We start from the raw sequence: 21,633 nt of genomic DNA on the forward strand, positions 1-21,633 counted from the left end.
TTTGCGCCGACCGCCGGGTCGCCCCAGAACGTCATGAATACAATCGTTGCTTCGTGTGTCGACGACACCGCCCCCGCCGAGCTGCTCAAGCGCGGCGAACGCCTGCTTGAACCCGATGTCTACCGCACCTGCCTCAATGGGCAGCCGGCCGTGGTCAAGGACTACACCCGCTACCGCGGCACCCCGCTGTCGCCCATTGCGCGCCTGCTGGTCCGTCGCGAAGCGCGCATCCTGCAGCGCCTGGCCGGCTGGAAGCACGCGCCGGCCCTGCTCGGCACCATCGGTGGCCTCGCACTGGGCATGGAGTTCATTCCCGGGCAGACCCTGAGCGCGGCCCAGTCGGTGGGCATCGAAGTGTTCGAGCAGCTGCAGTTCGCGCTCGAGCGCCTGCACGCGGCCGGCATCACCCATAACGACCTGCACGGCACCAACGTGATGGTGAACGGAAACGTGCCCGTGCTGGTGGATTTCACCTCGGCCTGGCGCAGCCCGCGCTGGCTGCCGGTGCACCCGGTATCGCGGCAGCTGCGCCGCAGCGACCGCAAGAACCTGCTGAAGATGCGCCAGCGCCTGACCGGCGCCCGCCCCAGCGCCGCCGAAGCGGCCCAGGTGGCCGACCCGCGCTGGGTGGCCAGCGTGCGGGTGGCCTGGAAGCGTTTCTACCGGTGGTTCAAGGGTTAAAGCGCGTCGGCGTCCAGTTCGCCGGTGCGGATCCGCACCACGCTGCCCAGGTCGTAGACGAACACCTTGCCGTCGCCGATCTTGCCGGTGCCGGCGGCCTTGACGATGGCTTCCACCACCTCGTCGACCTGGCCGTCGGTGACTGCCACCTCGATCTTCACCTTCGGCAGGAAATCCACCACGTACTCGGCGCCCCGGTACAGCTCGGTGTGCCCCTTCTGGCGCCCGAAACCCTTGACCTCGGTCACCGTGATCCCGGTGACGCCCCGTTCGGCCAGCGCTTCGCGCACGTCATCCAGTTTGAACGGCTTGAGCACCGCCATGACCATCTTCATCTGTTGGCTCCTGTCTTCGCGGCAGAGGATAACGCCTGTCCCCCGGTGAACGCGATGCGCCCGCTTCGCACCGGTCCCTGCGGTGCGGATTATCCTTACCCGTGAAGCCTGGCCCGCCTGATGGTGGTTGCGGCCTGCCACGCCGAGAATTTCCCCACACGCGGAGACCCCATGATTGACCTCAACCAACTCGATGATCTGGCGCGCCGCCTGAGCGACATGGTCCCACCGGGGCTGCGCCAGTCGCGCGAAGAACTGCAGGCCACCTTCAAGAGCGCGCTCCAGGCCGGCCTGGGCAAGCTGGACCTGGTGACCCGCGAAGAATTCGACGTCCAGCGCGCCGTGCTGCTGCGCACCCGCGAGAAGCTGGAAGCGCTGGAGAAGACCGTGGCCGCGCTGGAAGCCGCTGCTCAACCGCCGGCCGAGCGCCCGGCCCCGTAAAAGGAAACCCGATGAGCCTGGCGCTGGTGCACAGCCGTGCCCGCGCCGGCGTCTACGCGCCCGCGGTCCGGATCGAAGTCCTCCTCTCCGGCGGTTTGCCGCATACCCAGATCGTCGGCCTGCCCGAAGCGGCGGTGCGCGAGTCGCGCGACCGGGTGCGCGCCGCGCTGGTCTGTGCCCAGTTCGAATACCCGCAGCGGCGCATCCTGATCAACCTGGCCCCGGCTGACCTGCCCAAGGAAGGCGGTCGCTTCGACCTCGCCATCGCGCTGGGCATTCTTGCGGCCAGCGACCAGATCGACCGACAGCTGCTGGCCAACTATGAATTCCTGGGCGAGCTCGCCCTGACCGGGGAGCTGCGTGGCGTGGACGGTGCACTGCCCGCGGCCATCGCGGCAGCGGAGCTGGGCCGGACGCTGATTGTCGCCAGCGCCAATGGCGCAGAGGCCGCGCTCGCCCAGCATGCGGATGTCCGCGTAGCCCGTACCTTGTTGGAGGTGTGCGCCTCGCTGGAAAGCCGCTCGCTGCCACGGGCGGTGCCGGCGCCGGTGGTGCCGCTGGCGGTGCCCGACCTGCGCGACGTGCGTGGCCAGCAGCAGGCGCGCCGCGCACTCGAAGTGGCCGCTGCTGGTGGGCACCACCTGTTGTTGCTCGGCACACCAGGCTGCGGAAAGACCCTGCTGGCCTCGCGCCTGCCCGGCATCCTGCCCGATGCCAGCGAAGCCGAAGCGCTGGAAACGGCCACCATCGCCTCGTGCAGTGGGGCTGGCATCGACACCGCCCGCTGGCGTCACCGCCCCTACCGCGCGCCCCACCACACCGCCAGCGCCGTGTCGCTGGTCGGCGGCGGCTCGTATCCCCGGCCCGGTGAGATCTCGCTGGCGCACAACGGCGTGCTGTTTCTGGATGAGCTTCCCGAATGGAGCCGGCACACCCTCGAAGTGCTACGCGAACCGCTGGAATCGGGAACGGTCATGGTGGCCCGCGCCGCACGCACCCACGCCTTCCCCTCACGCTTCCAGCTGGTGGCGGCAATGAACCCCTGCCCGTGTGGCTGGGCCGGCGACCGCAGCGGTCGCTGCCGCTGCAGCGGCGATGCCATCCAGCGCTATCGCGGGCGCATTTCCGGCCCGCTGCTGGACCGCATCGACCTGCATGTGGTGGTGCCACGGCTGGAGCCGGGTGAGCTGCGCAGCGATGCACCATGCGGCGAAGACAGCGCCACGGTACGCAGTCGCGTGGTCACGGCGCGCAACGTCCAGCTCGAGCGCAGCGACAAGGCCAACGCACAACTCCTGCCTTCCGAGCTGGATGCGCACTGCCGCCTGGACGACAACGACCAGCACCTGCTGGAAACAGACGTGGAACAGCTGCAGCTCTCGGCCCGCTCGATGCACCGCATCCTGCGCGTGGCACGCACGGTGGCCGATCTGGCCAGTTGCGACAAGATCACCACCGCCCATCTGGCCGAGGCCATCGGATACCGCCAGGTGGATCGGGGCAGCGCGGGCTGATTCGCCATCAGCAGCATTGCCGGTCATGCGTTACCGGGCGTTGCGCCGTTGTCGGCGGTTGTTTGGGAACCAACCCTACCGTCGAGGCGCGCGGGGCGTGTGCCGTCGCGATGCCTTGGCGGCAGGGTTGGATCCGGTCCTGCTTACTGGAAATCCAGCGACAGCTCGACGAACATCGAACGGCCGAAGGCGTTGTAGACGCCCTGGTCGTAGTACGGCCAGTTACCGTTGGTGCTGTCCACCGGCGGCCGCTCGTTGGTGAGGTTGTTGGCGGTCAGCAGCACGCTGGCCAGCTTGTTGATGCGGTAGTTGAGCGTGGCGTTCCAGGTCGTCCACGGGCCGATGTTGCGTTCCTCGCCGGTGGCATTCCAGGTCCGGGCGTTGCGCACGCCGTACACGTTGGTGCTGAAGGCACCGATGTTCCAGTTCACGCCCAGCGTTGCGCGGTACTGCAGCTCATTGGAATAGCCACAGCAGAGCATGTCGTAGACCGGGTCGCCTTCCTGCTGCTGCAGCTCGTGCTTCAGCGGCCGGTAGTAGCCTGCGGTCACGCCGAAATCACCTGCCCGCCCGGCGCTCCAGCGGTAGTCGCCCGATGCCTGGATGCCGGTCTGGCGCTGCTTGGCCAGGTTGATCGGATAGGAGAAGACCTTGGATACGCCGTTGGGATTGAGCGGGTCGGTGGCCGGCAGGCGCTGCACCTGGGCCAGGACCTGGCGACAAGTTGGCGAGTTGATGTCGAATGCCACGTCGCCGTTCTCGGACGTCCCCAGGCGGCAGTTGGCCTCGGTGGCGAGGATGCTGTCGGTGCCCAGGATGGACACTTCGTTCTCGATCTTCACCGAGTTGTAGTCCAGCGACAGGTTCAGGGCATTGTCCAGCGCCGACCACACCACGCCATAGGTGAAGGTTTCCGCCGTGATGTCCTTGAGGTCGCGGTTGCCAGTGCTGGAGGACAGCACCGACAGCGATGCCTGCGGGCACTCGTCGAAGTTTTCGGAGGTGTAGCCTGCGCTGCGGCACAGGAAGGTGTCCACGTTGGTGGTATAGCCGCTGCTCTCGCGCGAATACAGGTAGAACATGTCCGGCGAGCGGAAGGCGGTGGCATAGCTGCCGCGCAGCAGCAGGGAATCGATCGGGCGATATTCCAGGCCGAGCTTCCAGGTCGCCTTGCCGTTGCCACCGCCGCCCTGCAGGGAGTACTTGTCGTAGCGTCCCGACAGGTTGGCGCTGAACGTGTCGAAGATCGGCACCTGCAGTTCGGCGCCCACCGCATACAGGTCACGCTGGCCTTCGGCCGAGGTCCCTGCGGTCTGGCCACGGAACAGCTCGGCGGCATTGGGATCGGCCGACTGGTTGAAGAACTTCTCGCGGGTGCCCTGCAGGATCATCGCAAAGCCGACATCGCCGGCCGGCAGGCCGAACAACGACGTATTGGTCACCAGCGCGGTCACACCGGTCCGCGACGCCGAAGACGCGGCGCGGTTGGTGCCGCTGAACTGGTCGTACTGCGCGCGGGTGAGCGGCTGGTACAGCACGTCCAGGTTCGGCGCATAGGCTTCGTAGCCGTTGACCGTGCCCAGCTGCGGGCCAAGGTAGTAATCGTCAATACCGCCCCTGGCCAGGAAGTCGGTGGACTTGCGGGTGACGTCGGTGCTGGAGCGGTTCACGTAAACGTCGTAATCGAAGCCGGTGTCGCCCAGCCCGCCGCGTGCACCGGCGGTGATGTTCCACGAGCGGGTATAGACGCGCTGGTCCTTCGCGTCCATGCCGACTTCTTCGGGCGCGTAGATGCGCTGCCACTGCTCGTAGTTGCCGGTGGTCTGGTTGTAGAAGGTCTTGTTCCAGAACGGGCTGCCGCCGGAATAGGTGGGCCGGCCGAAGCTGAAGAGGATGTCCGAGTACAGCTCGGTGGTTTCGCTGAGGTGGTAGCGCAGGAAGGTGGTGGCGTTGACGTCCTCGCTCTTGTTGTAGAGCGTGGCGGTGCCGACGTTGTCCGGGCTGCCGCAGTAGAAGCCGGTGCCTGCCGCGTTGCGATGCGCGTAGGTGGTGCTGCCACCGAACAGGTAGGACAGGGGGGCGCAGGCGGCCTGGCCAGGGTCGATGTAGCCGTTGGGGGACATCTGCATGCGCAGGAAGGTGCGCGAGGGGTCCTGCGGCCCGGTCGGGCTGTCGTTGACGCTGTCGATGTAGCTGCGGTCGGAGGCGAAGATGGGCTTCTGCTTGGTGTATTCCAGCCCGTAGCTGAGGTCCAGGTTGCCGAAGGAATGGCCGCTGCTGAAGATGAAGCGCTGGCTGGATCCGCCACCATCGCTGTAGCCGCCAGCACGGTAGCGGAAATGGGTGCCTTCCACCTTGTCCTTCAGCACGATGTTGATCACGCCCGCCACGGCCGACGAGCCGTACACCGACGACTGCCCACCGGTGAGCACGTCGATGCGTTCCACCATGCCCAGCGGAATGTTGGCGATGTCCACGATGCTGGTGTTGCCGTTGTAGGCAAGCGGATAGCTGTTGAGCGGCCGCCCGTTGAGCAGCGTAAGCGTGTAGCTCGGGTCCAGCCCGAACAGGCTGACGGTCTTTGCGCCCGGGGTATAGAAGCCGGTGCCCTGCGAGTCCTGCACCGAGCCGTTGGCCATCGGCAGCGAGCGCAGCGCATCGAACACCGTGGTGAAGCCCTGTGCCTCGATTTCCTCGGCCGTGATGGTGGTCACCGGCGAAGGCCCTTCGATCTGCGCGCGGGGAATCAGCGAGCCGGTGACGTTCACCGTATCCAGCTGACGGGTGGCCGGCGTGGCGCCTTCTTCGTCGGAGGGGGACGCCTGTGCCTGTGCGGCCAGGGGGTGGAGCAGTACGGATGACACCAGCAACGACAGCAACGTGCGCTTCATCTTGCAGATCTCCAGTACAAGGTCTCCCGGCACCGCATCGGCGCAGGAGAGTTGGGGGTGCAGGGGCTTCCGTGGGGCGTGGGGTGCAGCTTTTCTAGATCGATCTAAATGAATTGTCAACAATTTGAAATGAAACCATTTCCAAGCGCTTAGATCGAACGAAATGGCACTTGCGGGCGGCCGTGGCCGTGTTGCAGGATCAGCGCGGTTGCCCATCACGTCCTGGAGTGCCGCGTATGCGTCTGCGCCGTTGCCTGATCGTCCCTGTCGTTGCTGCAACCCTCGCGTTTCCCGCCGCACACGCTGCGGAAATCCAACAGACGCGCGATGGCGTCACCCTGACCTACCAGGACCAGAGCGGATCAACGGTTGCTGCCGTGCGTGACCGCATCATCGCCACCTTCTTCGCCACGTATCCGCGCGAACGCCGCGATTACCATCCCGCTGCGCCGTCCAGCGTGCGTATCGTCATGGACCCGTCGTACGACGGGGTTGCGTATGTAGGTGAGAAGGAGAAGTCGGCCACCATCACCATCAACCCGCGCTGGTTGGAGAAACATCCCAACGACACCGACCTGGTAACCCATGAGGCCATGCACATCGTGCAGGGCTACCCGGGCTATGCCAGCGAACAGGCGCCTTCCTGGTTGGTCGAAGGCATCGCCGACTATGCCCGCGACCATTACGGCGTGGACAACGCTGCTGGCGGCTGGGCGCTGCCTTCGCAGGTCAAGCCGGAGCACAAGGTGGACACCGGCTACCGCGTTACCGGTGCGTTCCTGAAGTGGAGCGAGGCCGGGCACCCGGGGTTGGTGAAGGCGCTGGATGCGGCGCTGCGCAAGGGCACCTATACGCCGGCGTTGTGGAAGGCGCACACCGGCGAAGACCTGGCCGCGCTGTGGGAGGCTTATGTTGCGCAGCAGGGTAATGGCGCGCGCGGCGCTTGATCCCGTAGCACGAAACGCTCGATGGCCAGGGCCACGCCGTCTTCGGAATTGGTGGTGGTCTGATGCAGCGCGGTCGACTTGACGATGTCCACCGCGTTGCCCATCGCCACGCTGGTGCCGGCGTACTGAAGCATGGTCAGGTCGTTTTCCTGGTCGCCGATGGCCATTACCTGCATGCGGTCGATGCCCAGGTGCTCGGCCAGCTTCTGCAGGCTTGGGCCCTTGCCAGCGCGGTGGTCGAACACTTCGAGGAAGAATGCCGCGCTCTTGAGCACGGCGAAGCGTTCGGTCAGCGCCGATGGCAGGCGCGGGATGACAGCGTCCAGGATCTGCGGTTCGTCGACCATCATCAGTTTGATGAAGGACATCGCCGGGTCCATTTCTTCCACGCTGCGATAGGACAACGGCACGCGTGACAGGTGCGAATCGGCCACGGTGTAGATGCTGATGTCGCGGTTGGGCGTGTACAGCCGTTCGCCATCCAGTGCCTGGAAGTGCACGCCCAGCTCGCGCGCCACCTGCTCGCAGAACAGGAAATCAGCGAAGCTGAGCGGGTATTCGACCACCACCTCGCCAGTGGCAACGCGGGTGACCAGCCCGCCATTGCAGGCGATGCAGTAGTCGTCCGCGCCATTGATGTCCAGCTCCTCCAGGAACGGGGCAAGGCCGGACACCGGGCGCCCGCTGGTCAACACGATCCGCACGCCCTGCGCCCGTGCGCGGGCGATGGCCTGCTTCACGCGCGGGGTGAGCTTGTGCGCCGGGTCCAGCAGCGTGCCATCCATATCGATGGCCACCAGTTCAATGGCCGGCTGGCGGCGTCCCATCTCCATCTCGATCAACCTCGTTCACTGCCAGAAACGCTGCGATGCAGCCGCAGGGTAGTTTAAGCCAGGGGCGCCCCGGCAAAGAAAAGGCCAGCCGGGTTGCCCCGGCTGGCCTCCATACCACACACGCTGTTGCGCAGACGACGGCGGGCTCAGCGGCCCATCGCCACCTTCTGCTGCTCTTCCTGCACCTGTTGCTGCTGGCTGGCGTTGTTGCTCTGCAGTTGGGCGTTGGTGTGCTCCAGCGACGGCGCCTCGCTCAGGTCCACCGCGGTGCGGTAGCCCGGGGTGGTGCCCATCACGAACGCCTTGCCATCCTGCACGGTCACGCTCTGCAGCTTCTCCGGCGAATCAATGCCGGCCTGCTTGGCCTGCAGGGTGACGTTGGCCGCCGCTTCGTTGGAGATGGCGGCAGGCAGCTGGCCACGGATCGCGTTGTGCAGCGGCGTGTCCGCGTGGCCCTTCTCGCCCAGCTGCGGGCCAGTGGCGGTGCGGGTTTCCGCCCCCTGCGCCTGGGTGGCGGCCAGCTTGCCGAAGGTCTCCCGGCCCACGATGCCGTCGTCCTTCAGGCCCTGCTGCTTCTGGAAGGCCTGCACCGCTTCGCGGGTGTTGTCGCCGAACTTGCCGTCTTCGGACAGGCGGTTGCCGTTGGCATCGCGCACGCCCAGACGGTTCAGCTCTTCCTGCAGCTTGGTCACCTCGTCGCTGCGGTCACCCTTGCGCAGGGTGCCGGCCGGCGCGTGGTCATGGTCGTGCGCATGCCCGTGCTTGCCCGCTTCCTGCTGGAGGCCCTTGTTCCAGTAGGTCTCCGGGTTGATCAGCTTCCCGGCCGGATCCTTCATCTGGTAATGCACGTGCTGGGCGTACTGGTTGGCGCCCTGCGGGCCGCGGCCGCCCATGGTGCCGATCGGGTCGCCCGGCTCCACGTGCTGCCCGACCTTCACCTTGGTGTCCTGCATGTGCAGGATCTGGTGCGAGTTGCCCTGCGCGTCCTGGATCATCACCGTGCCGTACTTGCCGCCTACCGAGGTCACGGTGCCGGCGATCGGCGCGTGGATGGTCGGGTGCTGCAGGTTGCGGCCGGTCTGGCCACCGACGTAGTTGAAGTCGCTGCCGCCATGGCTCTTCTCGCCACGGTGCTCACCGAAGTGGCCGGTGATGTGCGGCTTGACGCCGTTCTGCGGCGGCAGCATCACCTGCATGGTGTGCTCGTAGGAGCGCGCCTGGGTGGCAGCGGCGCCAACAGCGGCAGCGCCGGCCACGGCAGCGGCGGCGCCCGCAACGGCATGCTGCTGGGCCGGTGCCTGCACCTGGGTCTGGCTCAGGCGCTGGTTGACGAACTGTTCGTACTCATCCAGGTGCGGCGCGACCTTGCGCTGCGACAGGCCGAGACCGCCGTAGTCCTTGGTCGGGCCATCGTGGTGGTACTTGTAGATGTAGTCTTCGCCCTGGCCACGGTCGCGTGCCAGGTTGCGGTTGTCGACGAAGTGCGCCACCAGCGCGTCGGACTGTGCGTCGACGTCGAAGCGGTTGGCGTTGTTCAGGCCGTAGTGCTTGCCGGTGCGGTCGATGAACTGGCCCAGGCCGGAGGCCGAGGTGGTGCCAGCAGCGGCATCCGGGTTGAAGCCGGATTCGACGCGGGCGATCGCCAGCACATACGCGGTTTCGCGCGGGGTCAGGCCGGCTTCGCGCGAGGACTCGATCAGCGAGTCGATCACACGCGACTGTACTTCGGGGGAGGCATCGCCCCAGCGGCGCGATTGGCCGTGCAGCGCGCGGCTTTCGTCGATCGGTTCGCGGTAGTGGCTCCACGATTCGATCTGGTTGCTGCGGTATGCCGCGCCAGGCGGCTGCACCATGTTGGTGTAGATGTCATCAGGCATGTCTGTGCTATCCATTCTATGAGAAAGGGGCTTTCCTTAAAGGGGTGTATCGACCAACGGTCGATACCTACCGGACATCGTGTCCGGGCAACGCGCATCGACGTCTTGTCGATGTACTGCTCAGTCTTCGATGTAATCCACCTCCGGGTGAGTGATGCCGAGCTTGGCGATCAGCTGCGAATACTCGTCGTTGTTGGGCGACTGCGCATCGGCTTCGCCGCGCAGGGGCGGGGTGTTGTGGGTCAGCTGCTTGCCATCGGCGTCGTACAGCGTGAACCATTCGCAGAACGCGCAGCCGAACGGCAGTTCGCCGTACTGCACCACGAAATACGAAGCGCCCTGCTTGTCTTCAGCGCAGGCCAGGCCAACAGCGGTGTAGTCACCCAGCTCTGCCGGGGTCTCGATGGCACGGCGCTGGCCGTCCTTCTCGATCTCCAGGCGGGTGCGGGTGGTGTCGCCGTCCTTGGTCGGCAACGCGGTCAGGTGCAGCGTGGCACCTGGGCATTCCTTGTGCATGCCTTTCTCTTCCTGCGGTGTGGGTGAAGGGGTAGTCGCCGCTGCGACCGCAGGCGCGGCGGCGGTTTCCGGAGTGGCGGCGGTGCCGCCCTCCCCGGTGGGTGCATTGCACGCAGCCAGCAACAACGCCAGTGCGGCAGTCGGAACGAAACGCAGTGTGGACATCACCCGCTCCCTGGATCAGATCGACTCATCGGCCATGCGCACCAGCTGCCAGCACGGGCGCTGGGCAAAGTAGTACGACTGCTGGTTGCTGGTATCGGGCGTGCGGATCAGCACCTTCATGCTGCCATCGGCCTCTTTGGTTACCTGCATCTCGCGGCCCACGGCCTTCAGGCCCGAGGGGTTGGGCATAACCGGCCAGGTGACCTCGCTGAGCGGGACCTTCTCGGTGACCAGGGTGGGCTCGCCCTGCCCTTCGGTGTCGTAGCGTTCGCTCAACAGCGGGTCGGCTACCGACTTCTCCTGCAGGGCGATCTTCCTGCCGAACTCCGGCAGGAACGCATCGAAGTTGGCCAGTTCGCAGGTGGCGGAGGCATCGGCGGCAGTGGCCGCTGCGGTGGGCTCGGCAGTGGCGGGTGCGGCGGCCGGGGCGGCAGCAGGTGCTGCGGCGACGGGTGCGGCGGGATCCGCCGGAGCGGTCGGGGCGGCGTCGGGCTTGCACGCGGCCAGCAGGATGCTCAGCGACAGGGCGAGCAGCGTCATGGGACGATGATGGGACAACGGATCCTCCTGATTCGTGTCGTGGCGCGCATCACACTACGCCGGGGGGCGTAGCATAGCGGCGCGCCAATGCCATGGCGTTCACATCCCGCCCACGGACCCGGGCGGTGACGACATGCGTGATGAAACGCACGTAGTTAACGTGAAGCTCATCACATTGTAAGGGCCAAGGATCCATTCTCCCAGCCGGCGATGTCAGCCTTTTGACATCACCTCCTCCTTTCGGTGCCTGGTTCCATGCGCATCCATACGCTCCAGCTTCCCGTTTCCGACGTTGCACAGGTGGGCGCCTACTTCGCAGAAGTGCTGCAGCTGCCGGTGCAGGACGACGTGGTGCGGATCGGCTGGACCGGCGTGCAACTGCGCCCGGCAGGCAGCGACCCGGTCGGCGGCGTGCACCTGGCCTTCAATGTGCCGGCCGATCGTTTCGAGGCCTCCACCGCTTGGCTGCTGGCGCGCACGCCGCTGCAGCGCAATGCGAAGGGCGAGGCGCACTTCACCTTCGGCGGTCGCTGGGAGTCGGAGTCCATCTACTTCGATGGCCCCGATGGGCTGATCCTGGAACTGATCGGGCGGCGCCGGCTGCCTGCGTCCGGGCGGGTCGGGGCGTTCCACGGCAGCGAGCTGACCTGCGTGAGCGAGGTCGGGCTGCCTACGGCCGACGTGGCCGCGCTGTCTGCCCGCGCCGAAGCGGCATTCGGGCTGGGCTACCTCAGCCCACCCGTACCGCACTTCGCTGCGCTGGGCGATGACGAGGGCCTGCTGATCGTGGTGGATGCCACCCGCCGCTGGTTTCCGGAGGAGAAGGTGCTGCCCAACGCCCGGGGCATCGTGGTGACGCTGGGCGACGTGGCGGCGGGCGCGCTGGACGACCCGGCGCAGGGCTGGCACCTGCGCGCGCACGCGCCAGCCTGATCGCCCCATTCACCTGCGCCCAGTACATTTGCTGCCTTCCGGCAGGTAGAAGCGCGGTTGCCGGGGCAGCCCGCTCCCAACACAGTGGGAGGGTGCTCAAGCCAGGGTACCGCCGTGGAAAAGGTCACGTCCCCCTCCTGCCCCGACCCAACCCAGGCGGACCCTGCGCTTGCGCCTTTACTGGAAGTGGATGCGCGGCTGGCCAAGCTTGGCAACAGGATCCGCGTGCTGTCCGGGCTGGCGTGGCCGATCGAGATGGAAACCCGCTTCCTCGCCTCCTGGCGCGCCGGAGCGCCGGAGATGCCGGCCCCGCCGACCCAGCCGGTTGACCACACCGACACCATTGCGGCGCTGGACGACATCCTGCAGCACCTGGATCGGGGCCATCCCGTGGGCGACTGGCTGTACCGCACCGCGTGGAGCTACCGCGTGGCCGCCAGCATGCTGGCCAACATCGGCAACCCGCGCTTCACCGCGTGCTCCACGCTGCTGTACGGCCAGCCCAGCACCCGGTACCGCTCGCAGACCACCACCACCGCGCAGTCGGCCGCGCAGATGCTGGCCATCACCGACCAGCTGATCGGCTCGCAGTACGTGCCGCGCATCCAGTACGACATTCCAGCGCCGGACTTCTCCATGCTGCTGCGCCAGCGCATCGAGCCGTTCTTCACCGACGACGAAGTGAAAGTAGTGCTGGATACCGAGCTGGCCTCCAAGGCCGCCGCCGGCAGCAAGGTGATCCGCCTGCGCGCCGATGCGTTGTTCTCGCAGCTGGATCTGGACCAGCTGGTCGAGCATGAGGCCTTCATCCACTCGGCCACCCTGCTCAACGGCAAGCACCAGCCGTGGCTGCGCTGCCTCGGCGCGGGTGCGCCCCGCACCACGCGCACGCAGGAGGGGCTGGCCACGTTCTCGGAGATCATCACCGGGGCGATGGACATCAACCGCCTGCGCCGGCTGGCATTGCGGGTGGTGCGGTTGCAGGAAGCCCTGGAGGGCGCGGACTTCATCGAGGTGTTCCGCGCGTTCCTCGCTGCCGGGCAATCGGAGGTGGACAGCTACCGCAGTGCGGCCCGCATCTTCCGGGGCGGTGATGTACGCGGGCGGGTGTGCTTCACCAAGGATGGCGCCTACCTGGAAGGGCTGCTGCTGGTGACCGCTTTCATCAAGCGCGCCCTGCACGAGAACCGCGGCGACACGCTGCGGCTGCTGTTCTGTGGGCGGGTTGATCTGGGTGACCTGGTCACCCTGGCCCCTTACCGGGACAGCGGGCTGATTGCAGCGCCACGTTATGTACCCCCGTGGGCACAGCATCCCGAGCGGGTGCTGGCGACGCTGGCGTTCTCCACGGCCGCGCAGGCGATGCGGCTGGATACGTTCGACCTGCAGCGGTTCTCCGCGGTGGAGGATGAACTGATGGCCGGCGCTGCACTCGCTGACGCGCAATAGAAAGGCCCCGCCGAAGCGGGGCCCTCATGGTTCGGCAGTACAGCCAGCCGTCACTCTTCCTCGTCCTTCCAGCCCTGCTGCTGATTCTGGTTGCGCTGCTGCTGTTCCTGCTGCTGTTGCTGCTGCTGGTCGCGTCCGCGCTCCTGCTGCTCACCACGCTGGTTCTGGGAACTCTGATTGCGCTGCTGGGCCATGACGGGTCTCCGGATGCCGCGAGCGGTATGCCGCGGTCGAGGCAATCGTGTGCAGGGGCTCGTTAAAACCATGTGGCAATTTGCAGACAGAATTGTCAATCCGTGGGCGTCGACTTCGGCAATCCGCTTGTATTTCAATGCTTTCTGCCGCCACCACATTGCTTATGCGAAGACGGAATCCTGATATTCCCGACGTGAAGGAAAGCGTAGTCAGCACGATGAATGTGGGCCGTTGCGACGACCCCAGACGCGATGATTTGCGCAACCTGTTTTTCGCGATTGATCCGGCCTACCCATATGCGTGGAATCAAACGCTGCGCCTCTGGAAGTTTGCGGTGCAGGTATCACTTTTCAGGGGTCCCGCTGCATCATTCCGAATGGTGCAAAACGCACATTTGACGTGCGAATTCCTGCCGCGCATGGTTCGCCCCATGAACAATCATCGTCGCAGTACGAAGCTCTCGGACATCGCCAGCATCCGCCAGGGACATCCGTTCCGGGGTGCAATCACCGCCTTCCCGGATGGGCCGGTCCGCGTGATCCAGTTGAAGAACCTGAGCGCATCGGGCGTGCACAATCCGTGCGATCTGCTGCGTACGCGGCTGCACCCGCGCAAGGCGCCGGACTGGGTCCAGGAGGGCGACGTCCTGCTCGCCGCACGCGGCGCCCATCCACTCGCGGTGCTGCTGTGCAACCCACCCGCCGACACGGTCTGCAGCCCCCACCTGTATGTCATCCGTGTGAGCGACCACGAACGGATCATGCCCGCCTTCCTCGCGTGGCAGCTCAACCAGGAAGGCGCACAGGAGTACCTGCGCCGGCAATCCGCGGGATCACGTCAGCAGAGCCTCCGCAAGGCAGCCATCGAGGAGTTGCGCGTGCAGCTGCCGCCCCTGCTCCTCCAGCAACGCATCGTGTCCATCGCGCGGGCAGCGCAGCTCGAGAAGCTTCACTGCGAGCAGATGATCGCCGCAAGGCACCAGGAGGTCGCCCGCTATGCGGCGCACATTCTGGACGAGCGGCCAGGGTGATGGCGTGCAACGTCCCCGCCACGCTCGCCGCCCTCGTCCACGCCCGCGACGCGCTCGATGGGGGAAAACGGCCCGACGCCGATACCTTCCTGGTCCTCTCGTTGCTGTTGCTGAAAGTGGCGAGCGACGCCACGTACTACGGCAACCCGGACATTCCGTACTCGCCGGGCGAGCCGCCGCGCTGCGTGCCTTACAGCGTTCCGCTCCAGGCCCGCTTCGACACGCTGTTCCGGCAACGCCATGCGGAGGGCAATGGCCTGAGGGTGATGAACGCGCTACGCGTGTTCACCCTGGCCAATCCGCGCAAGCTGGGTGGCCTGTTCCCGACGTTGAAGCTGGAAGATGCGCTGCCCGACGACCCGGTGGTGCGCGATGCCGTGCTGCTGCAGGTGCTGGAGCGGCTTGCACTTCCGGCATTGGACTTCCGCCAGCAGCGCGGGGTACCCCGCCCGGACGTTGGCGACGCGGTGGACGCCCTGCTCCCTGCGCAGGTGCCCGCAGGGGTGAGTTGGCTGATGGCTGCGCTCACCCACCCCTGCGTGGATGAGGCGGTCTACGACCCCAGCTGTCGGCAGGGAGCCGTGCTGCGGGCAGCGGCCAGCTGGATGCGCGATGAGGGAAGTGCGATTGGGCCGGCAGGCCCCGCCCGCTACCCACTTTATGGCCAGGAGCCGGATGCCATGCAGTGCGCGGTGGCCCGGCTGCGCCTGCTGCTGCAGGGCACGGACACCCCGCGCCTCTTTGTCCGCGACCCGCTGGAGGAACCGCTGCTGCAGGACGGCGAGCTGCAGCGCTTCCATGTGGCACTGGCGTGCCCGCCGCTTTCGCTGAAGTGGGCGCCAGCGCAGGCCAGCCACGACCCCTACTTCCGCTTCCTGCAGGGCGTGCCCTCCCGGCAGTGGGCGCACACCGCGCTCATCCAGCACATGTTGGCCACGCTGGAACCGGTACGTGGGCGCATGGCGATCGTGGTGCCGCATGGCGTGCTGTTCCGCGATGGCGAGGAAGCGCGCATCCGGCAGTGCTGGCTGGACGCGAACCTGGTGGACATGGTGATCGGCCTGCCTGACCGGCTGTTCGCCGGTGCGTCGGTTGCGACCGCGTTGCTGGTGTTGCGCAAGGCGCGCCGGCATGACGCCGTGCTGTTTGTCGATGCGCGCGGCCTTGCCACGCGTGGGAAGCGCGGTCCGCGGCTTGGTGATCAGGCGGCGCGCACCCTGCACCGCCTCTGCAGCGAGCGCAGAACCGTACCCGGCGTGGCGTATCTGGCCAGTTCCGAGGAGCTGGCCCGCAATGGCGGCAACCTGAGTGTTGCACGCTACGTGCAGCCGGTGGCCCGCTGCCCCGCTGCGGATCTTGCGACATTGCGCGCGCAACGCGCCGAGCTGTCCGCGCGTTTCGTGGCCCTCCAGGCGGCGTTGAATGCCGAGCTGGATGCGCTGGAGCGGGAACTGTCGGATCTGACCTGAAGCCGCTGCTTTAACCTCTCATCAATTGACCGAAGCTATCTCGATTGGAATATGCATCGAGAATGCGTTACGCGCTGCGCTCGCCGAACGCATGAAACGGAATGATGCACACAGCAACGGCAGCATTCGTTCGTCCAGACTGGTGCCATGAACATCATTCGCCAGAAATTCGACGCTCTCTGCGTGCTTGTCTTCGGTTCACAACATGGAGGGCGCGCATGAACATCCCCCACAGCAGGTTCGGTGTGCGCGATTCCGTACTGGGTTGGCTGCGGCGGCTGGGCTGGAACCCTCTGGATGAGGGTGCGGTGGCGGCGTTACGCGGCGAACATCACAGCGCATTGCTGGAGAAGCGGCTGCTGCCGTGGCTGCGTCGCTATCGGTACGAGTGGGAAGGCGAGCGCGTGGCGCTTTCACCCACTTCATTCGACCGGATCATTGCCGAGGCCGAAACGTGCTGCCACAGCTTGGATTGGGTAGCGTCGAGCAGCGCTGTGCACCGGCTGCTGGTCCACGGCGTTCATACCGAACTGGAATTGCCCAACGGGCGCCGGATCTCGGTCCCGGTTCCGTTGATCGATTGGGAGCATGTGCAACGCAACCATTGGGATGTGGCTGACGCGATGCGTACCGACCTGCGCTTGGCAGCGCCCGGAGATCCGTCCGACGGCCACGTTCGCGAGCTGGTCGGTTACGTCAACGGCATTCCCCTGGTGGTGCTGGCCTGCGTGGAGCGCGATGCGTACAAGCGATGGGGAACCGCAGAGGATGGCATCCGGCACCTGTTGCGCGGCCTGGGCAGCATGCCGACCAATCCGCCGGTGCAGCACGCGCAGCTGCTGCTTAGCCTGGACCGTCGTGGCGGCCGCCATGCCGCTGTCGGCACCCCTTCACATGCGTGGGTGAAATGGCGGGAGCATGGCTGGAGCCCGGCCGCGCAGACCCAGCTGCGCGATGCCGCGTTGCCCTTCTCCGATGTCCCGCTGGACCCACCGTGGGCCACGCATGCCGAACTACTGCATGGCGTGCTGTCGCCGCCCCGGTTCCTGCAGCTGATACGGCATTTCCTGCGAGAGGGCCGCAGCGGCCGACGCTGTCTGGTCCGGTCCCACCAGTTCTTTGCGGTGCAGTGTGCGCTGCAGGCACTAAGCACCCGCGACGCCAGCGGCCGTCGTACCGGCGGGCAGCTGTGCCTGGCAACCGGCAGCGGGCTGCAGCGCACGCGGCAGTGGCTGTTGCAGGCCATGCGTGCCGATGCGGCGTTCAGGCCGATTCGCGTGCTTCAGCCACTGACCCGGCTCACACCGCCCCCCGAGGACCGGCGCCAGCGGCCTGGTCCACTGCCTGCTGACCAGCTCACCGAGTTCCTGGCCGGCAGGGGTCCCTCGCTGCATGAGGTGCCGCTGCGCATCCTGCGTGGTTGGGCGCGCAGGACCAGGCTGCCCGACGCCGATGATGAGATGGCCGCCACCGACGACGACATCGTGCTGCTGGCGGATGCCGATTTCTGGGACAGCGATCCCGTCCTTCTGCGTCGTCTGCGCCGTTGCCTGCCGCAGGCGACCTGGCTGACGCTGGTGGCCGCACCGGTTACCGCACCGGTGCCGGGTCTGGATCCTGGCCCGAGGCTGTACGAGTATCCGCCCGAGCATGCCGTCGCCGATGGCGTGGTGGTGCAGGCATGGCGCGACGTCGGCCCGAAGCCCGAGGGGGATTCGCCCTCCCGACGCGTGGCCCAGGTCGCCACCGCCATCAGCCAGCATTTCCACGATCTGGTCCGGCTGGCGGAACGCGGCCTGCGCGCCGCGCTTCTGGTGAGAACGGTCCACCAGGCGTTGGACTACCAGCGCGCACTCGCGGTGGATGGGCGGTTGAAGACCCATGTGGCGGGCTTCGACAACCGCGGCCTGCCCATGGACCGCGGCTCGGAGCGCATCCCGCCGGAGGTGGAACTGGTGATCGCGCATGGTGAACTGCCGGCAACCCAGGATGCGCGATGGGCCGTGCTGTATGTGGATCGCGCCCTCACTGCACCGGAGCGGCTGCGCGCGGTGGGCATGATCAACGCGCCGCATCCCGACAAGCGCACCGCCATGCTGGTGGATTTCCACACCGACGACCGCCCGGCGGCGGCGCCGTCCGAGTGGCTGCCGTTACCGGTACAGGACAATCATCCGGCATTGGGCATACAGCGCCAACGCCTGCACAGCCTGCTGCCGGCCGATGGCGCCGAGGACTTCCACGCCTGTCGTGATTACCTCGTGCCCGACTGGGACATCGGCCCGCATGGTGATGACATCGACCTGCACCGGCACCGGCGCGACCTGCTGCATGGCCGGGTCACTGCATTCGGGCAGCGGCTGCAGGTGGCCATCTCGGCCGAGACCGCGCTGACCGGCGAGCCATCGCTGCTGGGCGGACAGTACCGCGCCCTGCTGCACCGGTTCTCACTACTACGCGATGCGGTGAGCCGGCTGGCACTGGAGGACGATCGCTTCAACGCCGAAGACCGAAGGGTGCGCCACTGGGCGCGCGAGCAGGCCGCGCAGGTGTGTGAGCAGCCGATCGATTACCAGCTGCTGGGTCCCCTCGAGCCGGTCGAGCCAACGGCGGCGCAGAGCGCCAACCAGCTGTACACCCGCCTGCGCCAGCGCCTGGAGGCAGGTGGGCTGGACGCTGATGCCGTGGAACGGGGCCGGACCACCTTGCGCCAGGTGCTGGTGGATTTCGGCACCGCACAGGCCCGGTTTGCCGCGTTGCAGGCGCTGGAGCCTGCGCTGGAGGACCCACCGCAGGCCGGTGACACGGACGCACCGTCCTCGCGCGGCCTGTTGGTGCTGCGCAGCCTGTTCGACACCACGCTGAACACAGAAATGTACGAGCAGCTGGGTCGCCGCATCGACGCGTTGGTCGCCATCGGGCAGCAACAACCGCTGCACCAGTTCGATGCGTACGTTCGGGACCGGCTTGAGCAGATGCTGCGCGGCCACCTGCGTGACCCGCAGCTGGCGGCCGTGGTGCACGCGGTGGTGCTGTGCGGACCGCACTGGCCGCGTCACGGCATGACAGGCGGCACGTAGGTCAGGGTCATGCCAAGCAGCCACAGCAGGCCCAGCACCAGCGGGATGTGCACCAGCAACTGGATGAAGGTGAAGCCTACGATATCCCGCGCCTTCAGCCCCAGCACGCCCAGCAGCGGCAGCATCCAGAACGGGTTGATCAGGTTGGGCAGGGCTTCGGCGGCGTTGTAGACCTGCACCGCCCAGCCCAGGTGCGCATGCAGTTCGTTGGCCGCCTGCATCACGTAGGGCGCTTCGATGATCCACTTGCCGCCACCGGAGGGCACGAAGAAGCCCAGCACCGCCGAGTAGATGCCCATCACCAGCGCGAAGGTGTCGGTGGTGGCGATGTGCACGAACACGGTGGAGAGCCGATGCGCCAGCGTTTCTCCGCCACTGCCAACGGCATGGGTAAGGATCATCGCGATGCCGCCGTACAGCGGGAACTGGATCAGCACGCCGGTGGTGCTGGGCACGGCCTTGGCCACGGCGTTGAGGAAGCTGCGCGGCCGCCAGTGCAGCAGCAGGCCCAGCGAAATGAACAGGAAGTTGTAGGTGTTGAGGTTGGCGATGGCGGTCACCACCGGCTTGCTGGCGAATTCGCTGAACAACCAGCCGAAGGCAAGCAGCGAGAGCAGCACGGTCAGCAGCGGGCTGTATTCCAGCCATTCGCCGGCGCGCGTGCGCGGCTGCAGCGGTTCCGGTTCGGCCTGCGCGGCCCCGGCGAAATCGCTGGCGGTGCGTGCGGTGGCTGGACCGGGGGCGGTCAGCCACGCGATCAGCAGCGAGACCAGGATCAACGCGGCGGTAAGCGCGATGGACTGCCACAGGAAGATGGTTTCGGTGAAAGGCAGCACGCCGGTGATTTCCACCAGGCCGGGCGGCATGCTGGCCGGGTTGGCCTGCAGTTGGGCGGCCGAGGAGCTCAGGCCCATCGCCCACACCGCGCCCAGGCCCAGGTAGGCCGAGGCGCCGGCGGCGCGGTAATCCATCTGCAGTTCCTGGCGGCGCGCCAGTGCACGTACCAGCAGCCCGCCGAACACCAGCGAAAAGCCCCAGCTGAGCAGCGAGGCCAGCATGCTGATCAGGCCCACGTACACCACCGCGCCCCGGCCGGTGCGCGGCACCCGCGCCAGTAGTTCGATGAAGCGCGCCACCACCGGGGCGGTGGCCACGGCATATCCGCCGATGACCACGAAGGCCATCTGCATGGTGAAGGGAATCAGGCTCCAGAAGCCGTCGCCGAACGCTTTGGCGGTGGCCTGCGGGGTGGCGCCGAAGCTCATGGCGGCCACTGCCACGATCACCACGCCGAGCACCGCGAACACATACGCGTCGGGAAACCATTTTTCCGCCCAGGCCGCCGACCGCAGCGCTGCGCGTGCCATCCAGCCGTCCCGTGCCGGCGCTGATGTGGTGCTGGCCATGCCCTACCCTCCCAGGTTCATTGGGGGGCAGTGTGCAGGAGGGGGACAAGGCTGTCAGTCACCTATTGGTAGCAACCCGATGTCACGAACGCGGCCGGACCGCGGCGTCACGACCAACGGTCGTGACGTACCGGCCAGGCGCCAGCGCGCACGGATCGGGTAGCGCCCGACCGTTGGTCGGGGGGCTCTCAGGCAGCAGCCAACGCTGCTGCGATCCCGGCGAACAACGCCGCGCCCACCCAGTTGTTGTGCAGGAACGCCTTGAAGCAGGGGTCGCGCTCACGCTTGCGCGCGATCCAGAATTCGTAGGCAATCAGCCCGGCAGCCACCGCCACGCCCAGCCAGTAGTAAAGACCCAGCCCGCCGCGCACGCCCACCAGCGCCATCGTGCCGAGGAACAGCGTGTACAGGATTCCCTGGATCACCAGGTCCAGGTCGCCGAACAGGATGGCGGTGGAATGCGAGCCCATCTTCAGGTCGTCGTCGCGATCGACCATGGCGTACCAGGTGTCGTACGCGGTAGACCACAGGATGTTAGCGCCATACAGCAGCCAGCCGATCACCGGCACTTCGCCCTGGATGGCGGCGAACGCCATCGGGATGCCCCAGCCGAAGGCCATGCCCAGGTACACCTGCGGCAGGTGGGTGTAGCGCTTGAGGTAGGGGTAGCTGGCGGCCAGGAAGATGCCGATGAAGCTCATGCCGATGGTCAGCGCGTTCAGGGTCAGCACCAGCGCGAACGCCACCAGCATCAACCCGGCGAACAACACCAGCGCCTCGCGGCCGGACACCCGGCCACTTGCCAGCGGGCGGTCCTTGGTGCGCTTCACGTGCGGGTCCAGCCAGCGGTCGGCGTAGTCGTTGATCACACAGCCGGCCGAACGCGTCAGCCATACCCCGGCGGTGAACACGAACAGGATCCACAGCGGCGGCAGCCCGCCGGCGGCCAGCCACAGCGCCCACCAGGTAGGCCACAGCAGCAGCAGGGTGCCGATCGGGCGATCGGCGCGCATCAGTTTCCAGTACTGGCCCCAGCGCGAGGGCGGTGCGCCCGCGGGGGCGTCAAAACGTTCGTAAGCCATGCGTAAAGGATACCGCCAAGGCCCCCGCCCCGGCGCCGGAAGCGCTGTTTCGCCCAAGGGGGCAGACCTGCGCCGCGTTTACGGATAGAATGCCCGTCCCGCACCGCCTCATGGCGCTGCGATGCCCACCCCGGCCCGCCGGTGGTGCGGCGGTTCTTCAAGATGCGCCCGTAGCTCAGCCGGATAGAGTAGTGGCTTCCGAAGCCATTGGTCGGGGGTTCGAATCCCTCCGGGCGCACCATCTTCTTT

Annotated in this window: 18 protein-coding genes and 1 tRNA gene; 10 read left to right on the top strand and 9 right to left on the bottom strand. The window is 66.8% G+C overall.

What is annotated here, in order from left to right; genetic code table 11:
- The first annotated feature begins 33 nt into the window (after nucleotides 1-33).
- A complete protein-coding gene (locus tag BAY15_RS17925) occupies nucleotides 34-681 on the top strand; it encodes an RIO1 family regulatory kinase/ATPase (protein ID WP_068854330.1) in 648 nt (215 codons plus the stop codon).
- On the opposite strand, the gene BAY15_RS17930 is transcribed toward BAY15_RS17925, so the two are convergent.
- Nucleotides 678-1,016 (bottom strand): P-II family nitrogen regulator, encoded by a 339-nt coding sequence (locus tag BAY15_RS17930; RefSeq protein WP_068854331.1) that lies wholly within the window; start codon nucleotides 1,014-1,016, stop codon nucleotides 678-680. The genes BAY15_RS17925 and BAY15_RS17930 overlap by 4 nt on opposite strands.
- 171 nt (nucleotides 1,017-1,187) lie before the next feature.
- On the opposite strand from BAY15_RS17930, the gene ubiK reads away from it, so the two are divergent.
- Nucleotides 1,188-1,457, top strand: coding sequence for a ubiquinone biosynthesis accessory factor UbiK (gene ubiK / locus BAY15_RS17935; protein WP_068854332.1), 270 nt, complete (start codon nucleotides 1,188-1,190; stop codon nucleotides 1,455-1,457).
- 11 nt (nucleotides 1,458-1,468) lie between these two features.
- Entirely contained in the window at nucleotides 1,469-2,971 is a 1,503-nt protein-coding gene (locus tag BAY15_RS17940) for a YifB family Mg chelatase-like AAA ATPase (RefSeq protein WP_068854333.1), read from the top strand.
- A 143-nt stretch (nucleotides 2,972-3,114) separates the two neighbouring features.
- On the opposite strand, the gene BAY15_RS17945 is transcribed toward BAY15_RS17940, so the two are convergent.
- Entirely contained in the window at nucleotides 3,115-5,862 is a 2,748-nt protein-coding gene (locus BAY15_RS17945) for a TonB-dependent receptor plug domain-containing protein (protein WP_167693309.1), read from the bottom strand.
- A gap of 236 nt (nucleotides 5,863-6,098) precedes the next feature.
- Between BAY15_RS17945 and BAY15_RS17950 the strand changes: the two genes are divergently transcribed.
- Nucleotides 6,099-6,809, top strand: coding sequence for a basic secretory protein-like protein (locus tag BAY15_RS17950; protein WP_068854334.1), 711 nt, complete (start codon nucleotides 6,099-6,101; stop codon nucleotides 6,807-6,809).
- Here the strand turns inward: BAY15_RS17950 and yidA are convergent.
- The 4 genes from yidA to BAY15_RS17970 form a co-directional block, all read right to left on the bottom strand.
- On the bottom strand, nucleotides 6,770-7,642 hold the full coding sequence (gene yidA, locus BAY15_RS17955; RefSeq protein WP_068854866.1) for a sugar-phosphatase: 873 nt from the start codon (nucleotides 7,640-7,642) through the stop codon (nucleotides 6,770-6,772). The two genes, BAY15_RS17950 and yidA, sit on opposite strands and share 40 nt — an antisense overlap.
- Before the next feature lie 146 nt (nucleotides 7,643-7,788).
- Complete coding sequence (locus BAY15_RS17960) at nucleotides 7,789-9,519, bottom strand: peptidoglycan-binding protein (protein ID WP_068854335.1); 1,731 nt, start codon at nucleotides 9,517-9,519, stop codon at nucleotides 7,789-7,791.
- Nucleotides 9,520-9,639: 120 nt separating this feature from the next.
- On the bottom strand, nucleotides 9,640-10,200 hold the full coding sequence (locus BAY15_RS17965; protein WP_237334288.1) for a hypothetical protein: 561 nt from the start codon (nucleotides 10,198-10,200) through the stop codon (nucleotides 9,640-9,642).
- Between the two features lie 15 nt (nucleotides 10,201-10,215).
- Nucleotides 10,216-10,740 (bottom strand): hypothetical protein, encoded by a 525-nt coding sequence (locus BAY15_RS17970; RefSeq protein WP_068854337.1) that lies wholly within the window; start codon nucleotides 10,738-10,740, stop codon nucleotides 10,216-10,218.
- A gap of 255 nt (nucleotides 10,741-10,995) precedes the next feature.
- On the opposite strand from BAY15_RS17970, the gene BAY15_RS17975 reads away from it, so the two are divergent.
- On the top strand, nucleotides 10,996-11,673 hold the full coding sequence (locus BAY15_RS17975; protein WP_068854338.1) for a hypothetical protein: 678 nt from the start codon (nucleotides 10,996-10,998) through the stop codon (nucleotides 11,671-11,673).
- A gap of 186 nt (nucleotides 11,674-11,859) precedes the next feature.
- Complete coding sequence (locus BAY15_RS17980; protein ID WP_208856115.1) at nucleotides 11,860-13,122, top strand: flavohemoglobin expression-modulating QEGLA motif protein; 1,263 nt, start codon at nucleotides 11,860-11,862, stop codon at nucleotides 13,120-13,122.
- A gap of 50 nt (nucleotides 13,123-13,172) precedes the next feature.
- On the opposite strand, the gene BAY15_RS19415 is transcribed toward BAY15_RS17980, so the two are convergent.
- Entirely contained in the window at nucleotides 13,173-13,316 is a 144-nt protein-coding gene (locus BAY15_RS19415) for a hypothetical protein (RefSeq protein ID WP_167693310.1), read from the bottom strand.
- Between the two features lie 137 nt (nucleotides 13,317-13,453).
- On the opposite strand from BAY15_RS19415, the gene BAY15_RS17985 reads away from it, so the two are divergent.
- From BAY15_RS17985 to BAY15_RS17995, 3 genes are all read left to right on the top strand, one after another.
- A complete protein-coding gene (locus tag BAY15_RS17985; protein WP_237334289.1) occupies nucleotides 13,454-14,347 on the top strand; it encodes a restriction endonuclease subunit S in 894 nt (297 codons plus the stop codon).
- Entirely contained in the window at nucleotides 14,347-15,816 is a 1,470-nt protein-coding gene (locus tag BAY15_RS17990; protein WP_068854340.1) for an N-6 DNA methylase, read from the top strand. Before BAY15_RS17985 ends, BAY15_RS17990 begins: the two co-directional genes overlap by 1 nt.
- Nucleotides 15,817-16,034: 218 nt before the next feature.
- Nucleotides 16,035-18,896: a type I restriction endonuclease gene (locus BAY15_RS17995; protein WP_068854341.1), complete on the top strand. Its 2,862-nt coding sequence runs from the start codon at nucleotides 16,035-16,037 to the stop codon at nucleotides 18,894-18,896.
- On the opposite strand, the gene BAY15_RS18000 is transcribed toward BAY15_RS17995, so the two are convergent.
- Both BAY15_RS18000 and ubiA read right to left on the bottom strand, forming a co-directional pair.
- Nucleotides 18,872-20,302: a short-chain fatty acid transporter gene (locus BAY15_RS18000; RefSeq protein ID WP_208856116.1), complete on the bottom strand. Its 1,431-nt coding sequence runs from the start codon at nucleotides 20,300-20,302 to the stop codon at nucleotides 18,872-18,874. The genes BAY15_RS17995 and BAY15_RS18000 overlap by 25 nt on opposite strands.
- 188 nt (nucleotides 20,303-20,490) lie before the next feature.
- Nucleotides 20,491-21,384 carry a 4-hydroxybenzoate octaprenyltransferase gene (gene ubiA / locus BAY15_RS18005; protein WP_068854342.1) on the bottom strand — a complete coding sequence of 298 codons (894 nt, stop codon included), beginning with the start codon at nucleotides 21,382-21,384 and terminating at the stop codon, nucleotides 20,491-20,493.
- A 164-nt stretch (nucleotides 21,385-21,548) separates the two neighbouring features.
- Here ubiA and BAY15_RS18010 point away from each other — a divergent pair.
- A tRNA-Arg gene (locus tag BAY15_RS18010) sits at nucleotides 21,549-21,625 on the top strand.
- The last annotated feature ends 8 nt before the right edge of the window (nucleotides 21,626-21,633 follow it).

Source organism: Stenotrophomonas rhizophila, from assembly GCF_001704155.1.
GTDB classification, from domain to species: domain Bacteria; phylum Pseudomonadota; class Gammaproteobacteria; order Xanthomonadales; family Xanthomonadaceae; genus Stenotrophomonas; species Stenotrophomonas rhizophila_A.

Coding starts and splice junctions, on each gene's coding strand:
- BAY15_RS17925 (WP_068854330.1), top strand. CDS start 34: ATGAATACAATCGTTGCTTCGTGTGTCGACGACACCGCCCCCGCCGAG.
- BAY15_RS17930 (WP_068854331.1), bottom strand. CDS start 1,016: ATGAAGATGGTCATGGCGGTGCTCAAGCCGTTCAAACTGGATGACGTG.
- ubiK (WP_068854332.1), top strand. CDS start 1,188: ATGATTGACCTCAACCAACTCGATGATCTGGCGCGCCGCCTGAGCGAC.
- BAY15_RS17940 (WP_068854333.1), top strand. CDS start 1,469: ATGAGCCTGGCGCTGGTGCACAGCCGTGCCCGCGCCGGCGTCTACGCG.
- BAY15_RS17945 (WP_167693309.1), bottom strand. CDS start 5,862: ATGAAGCGCACGTTGCTGTCGTTGCTGGTGTCATCCGTACTGCTCCAC.
- BAY15_RS17950 (WP_068854334.1), top strand. CDS start 6,099: ATGCGTCTGCGCCGTTGCCTGATCGTCCCTGTCGTTGCTGCAACCCTC.
- yidA (WP_068854866.1), bottom strand. CDS start 7,642: ATGGAGATGGGACGCCGCCAGCCGGCCATTGAACTGGTGGCCATCGAT.
- BAY15_RS17960 (WP_068854335.1), bottom strand. CDS start 9,519: ATGCCTGATGACATCTACACCAACATGGTGCAGCCGCCTGGCGCGGCA.
- BAY15_RS17965 (WP_237334288.1), bottom strand. CDS start 10,200: ATGTCCACACTGCGTTTCGTTCCGACTGCCGCACTGGCGTTGTTGCTG.
- BAY15_RS17970 (WP_068854337.1), bottom strand. CDS start 10,740: ATGACGCTGCTCGCCCTGTCGCTGAGCATCCTGCTGGCCGCGTGCAAG.
- BAY15_RS17975 (WP_068854338.1), top strand. CDS start 10,996: ATGCGCATCCATACGCTCCAGCTTCCCGTTTCCGACGTTGCACAGGTG.
- BAY15_RS19415 (WP_167693310.1), bottom strand. CDS start 13,316: ATGGCCCAGCAGCGCAATCAGAGTTCCCAGAACCAGCGTGGTGAGCAG.
- BAY15_RS17985 (WP_237334289.1), top strand. CDS start 13,454: ATGCTTTCTGCCGCCACCACATTGCTTATGCGAAGACGGAATCCTGAT.
- BAY15_RS17990 (WP_068854340.1), top strand. CDS start 14,347: ATGGCGTGCAACGTCCCCGCCACGCTCGCCGCCCTCGTCCACGCCCGC.
- BAY15_RS17995 (WP_068854341.1), top strand. CDS start 16,035: ATGAACATCCCCCACAGCAGGTTCGGTGTGCGCGATTCCGTACTGGGT.
- BAY15_RS18000 (WP_208856116.1), bottom strand. CDS start 20,302: ATGGCCAGCACCACATCAGCGCCGGCACGGGACGGCTGGATGGCACGC.
- ubiA (WP_068854342.1), bottom strand. CDS start 21,384: ATGGCTTACGAACGTTTTGACGCCCCCGCGGGCGCACCGCCCTCGCGC.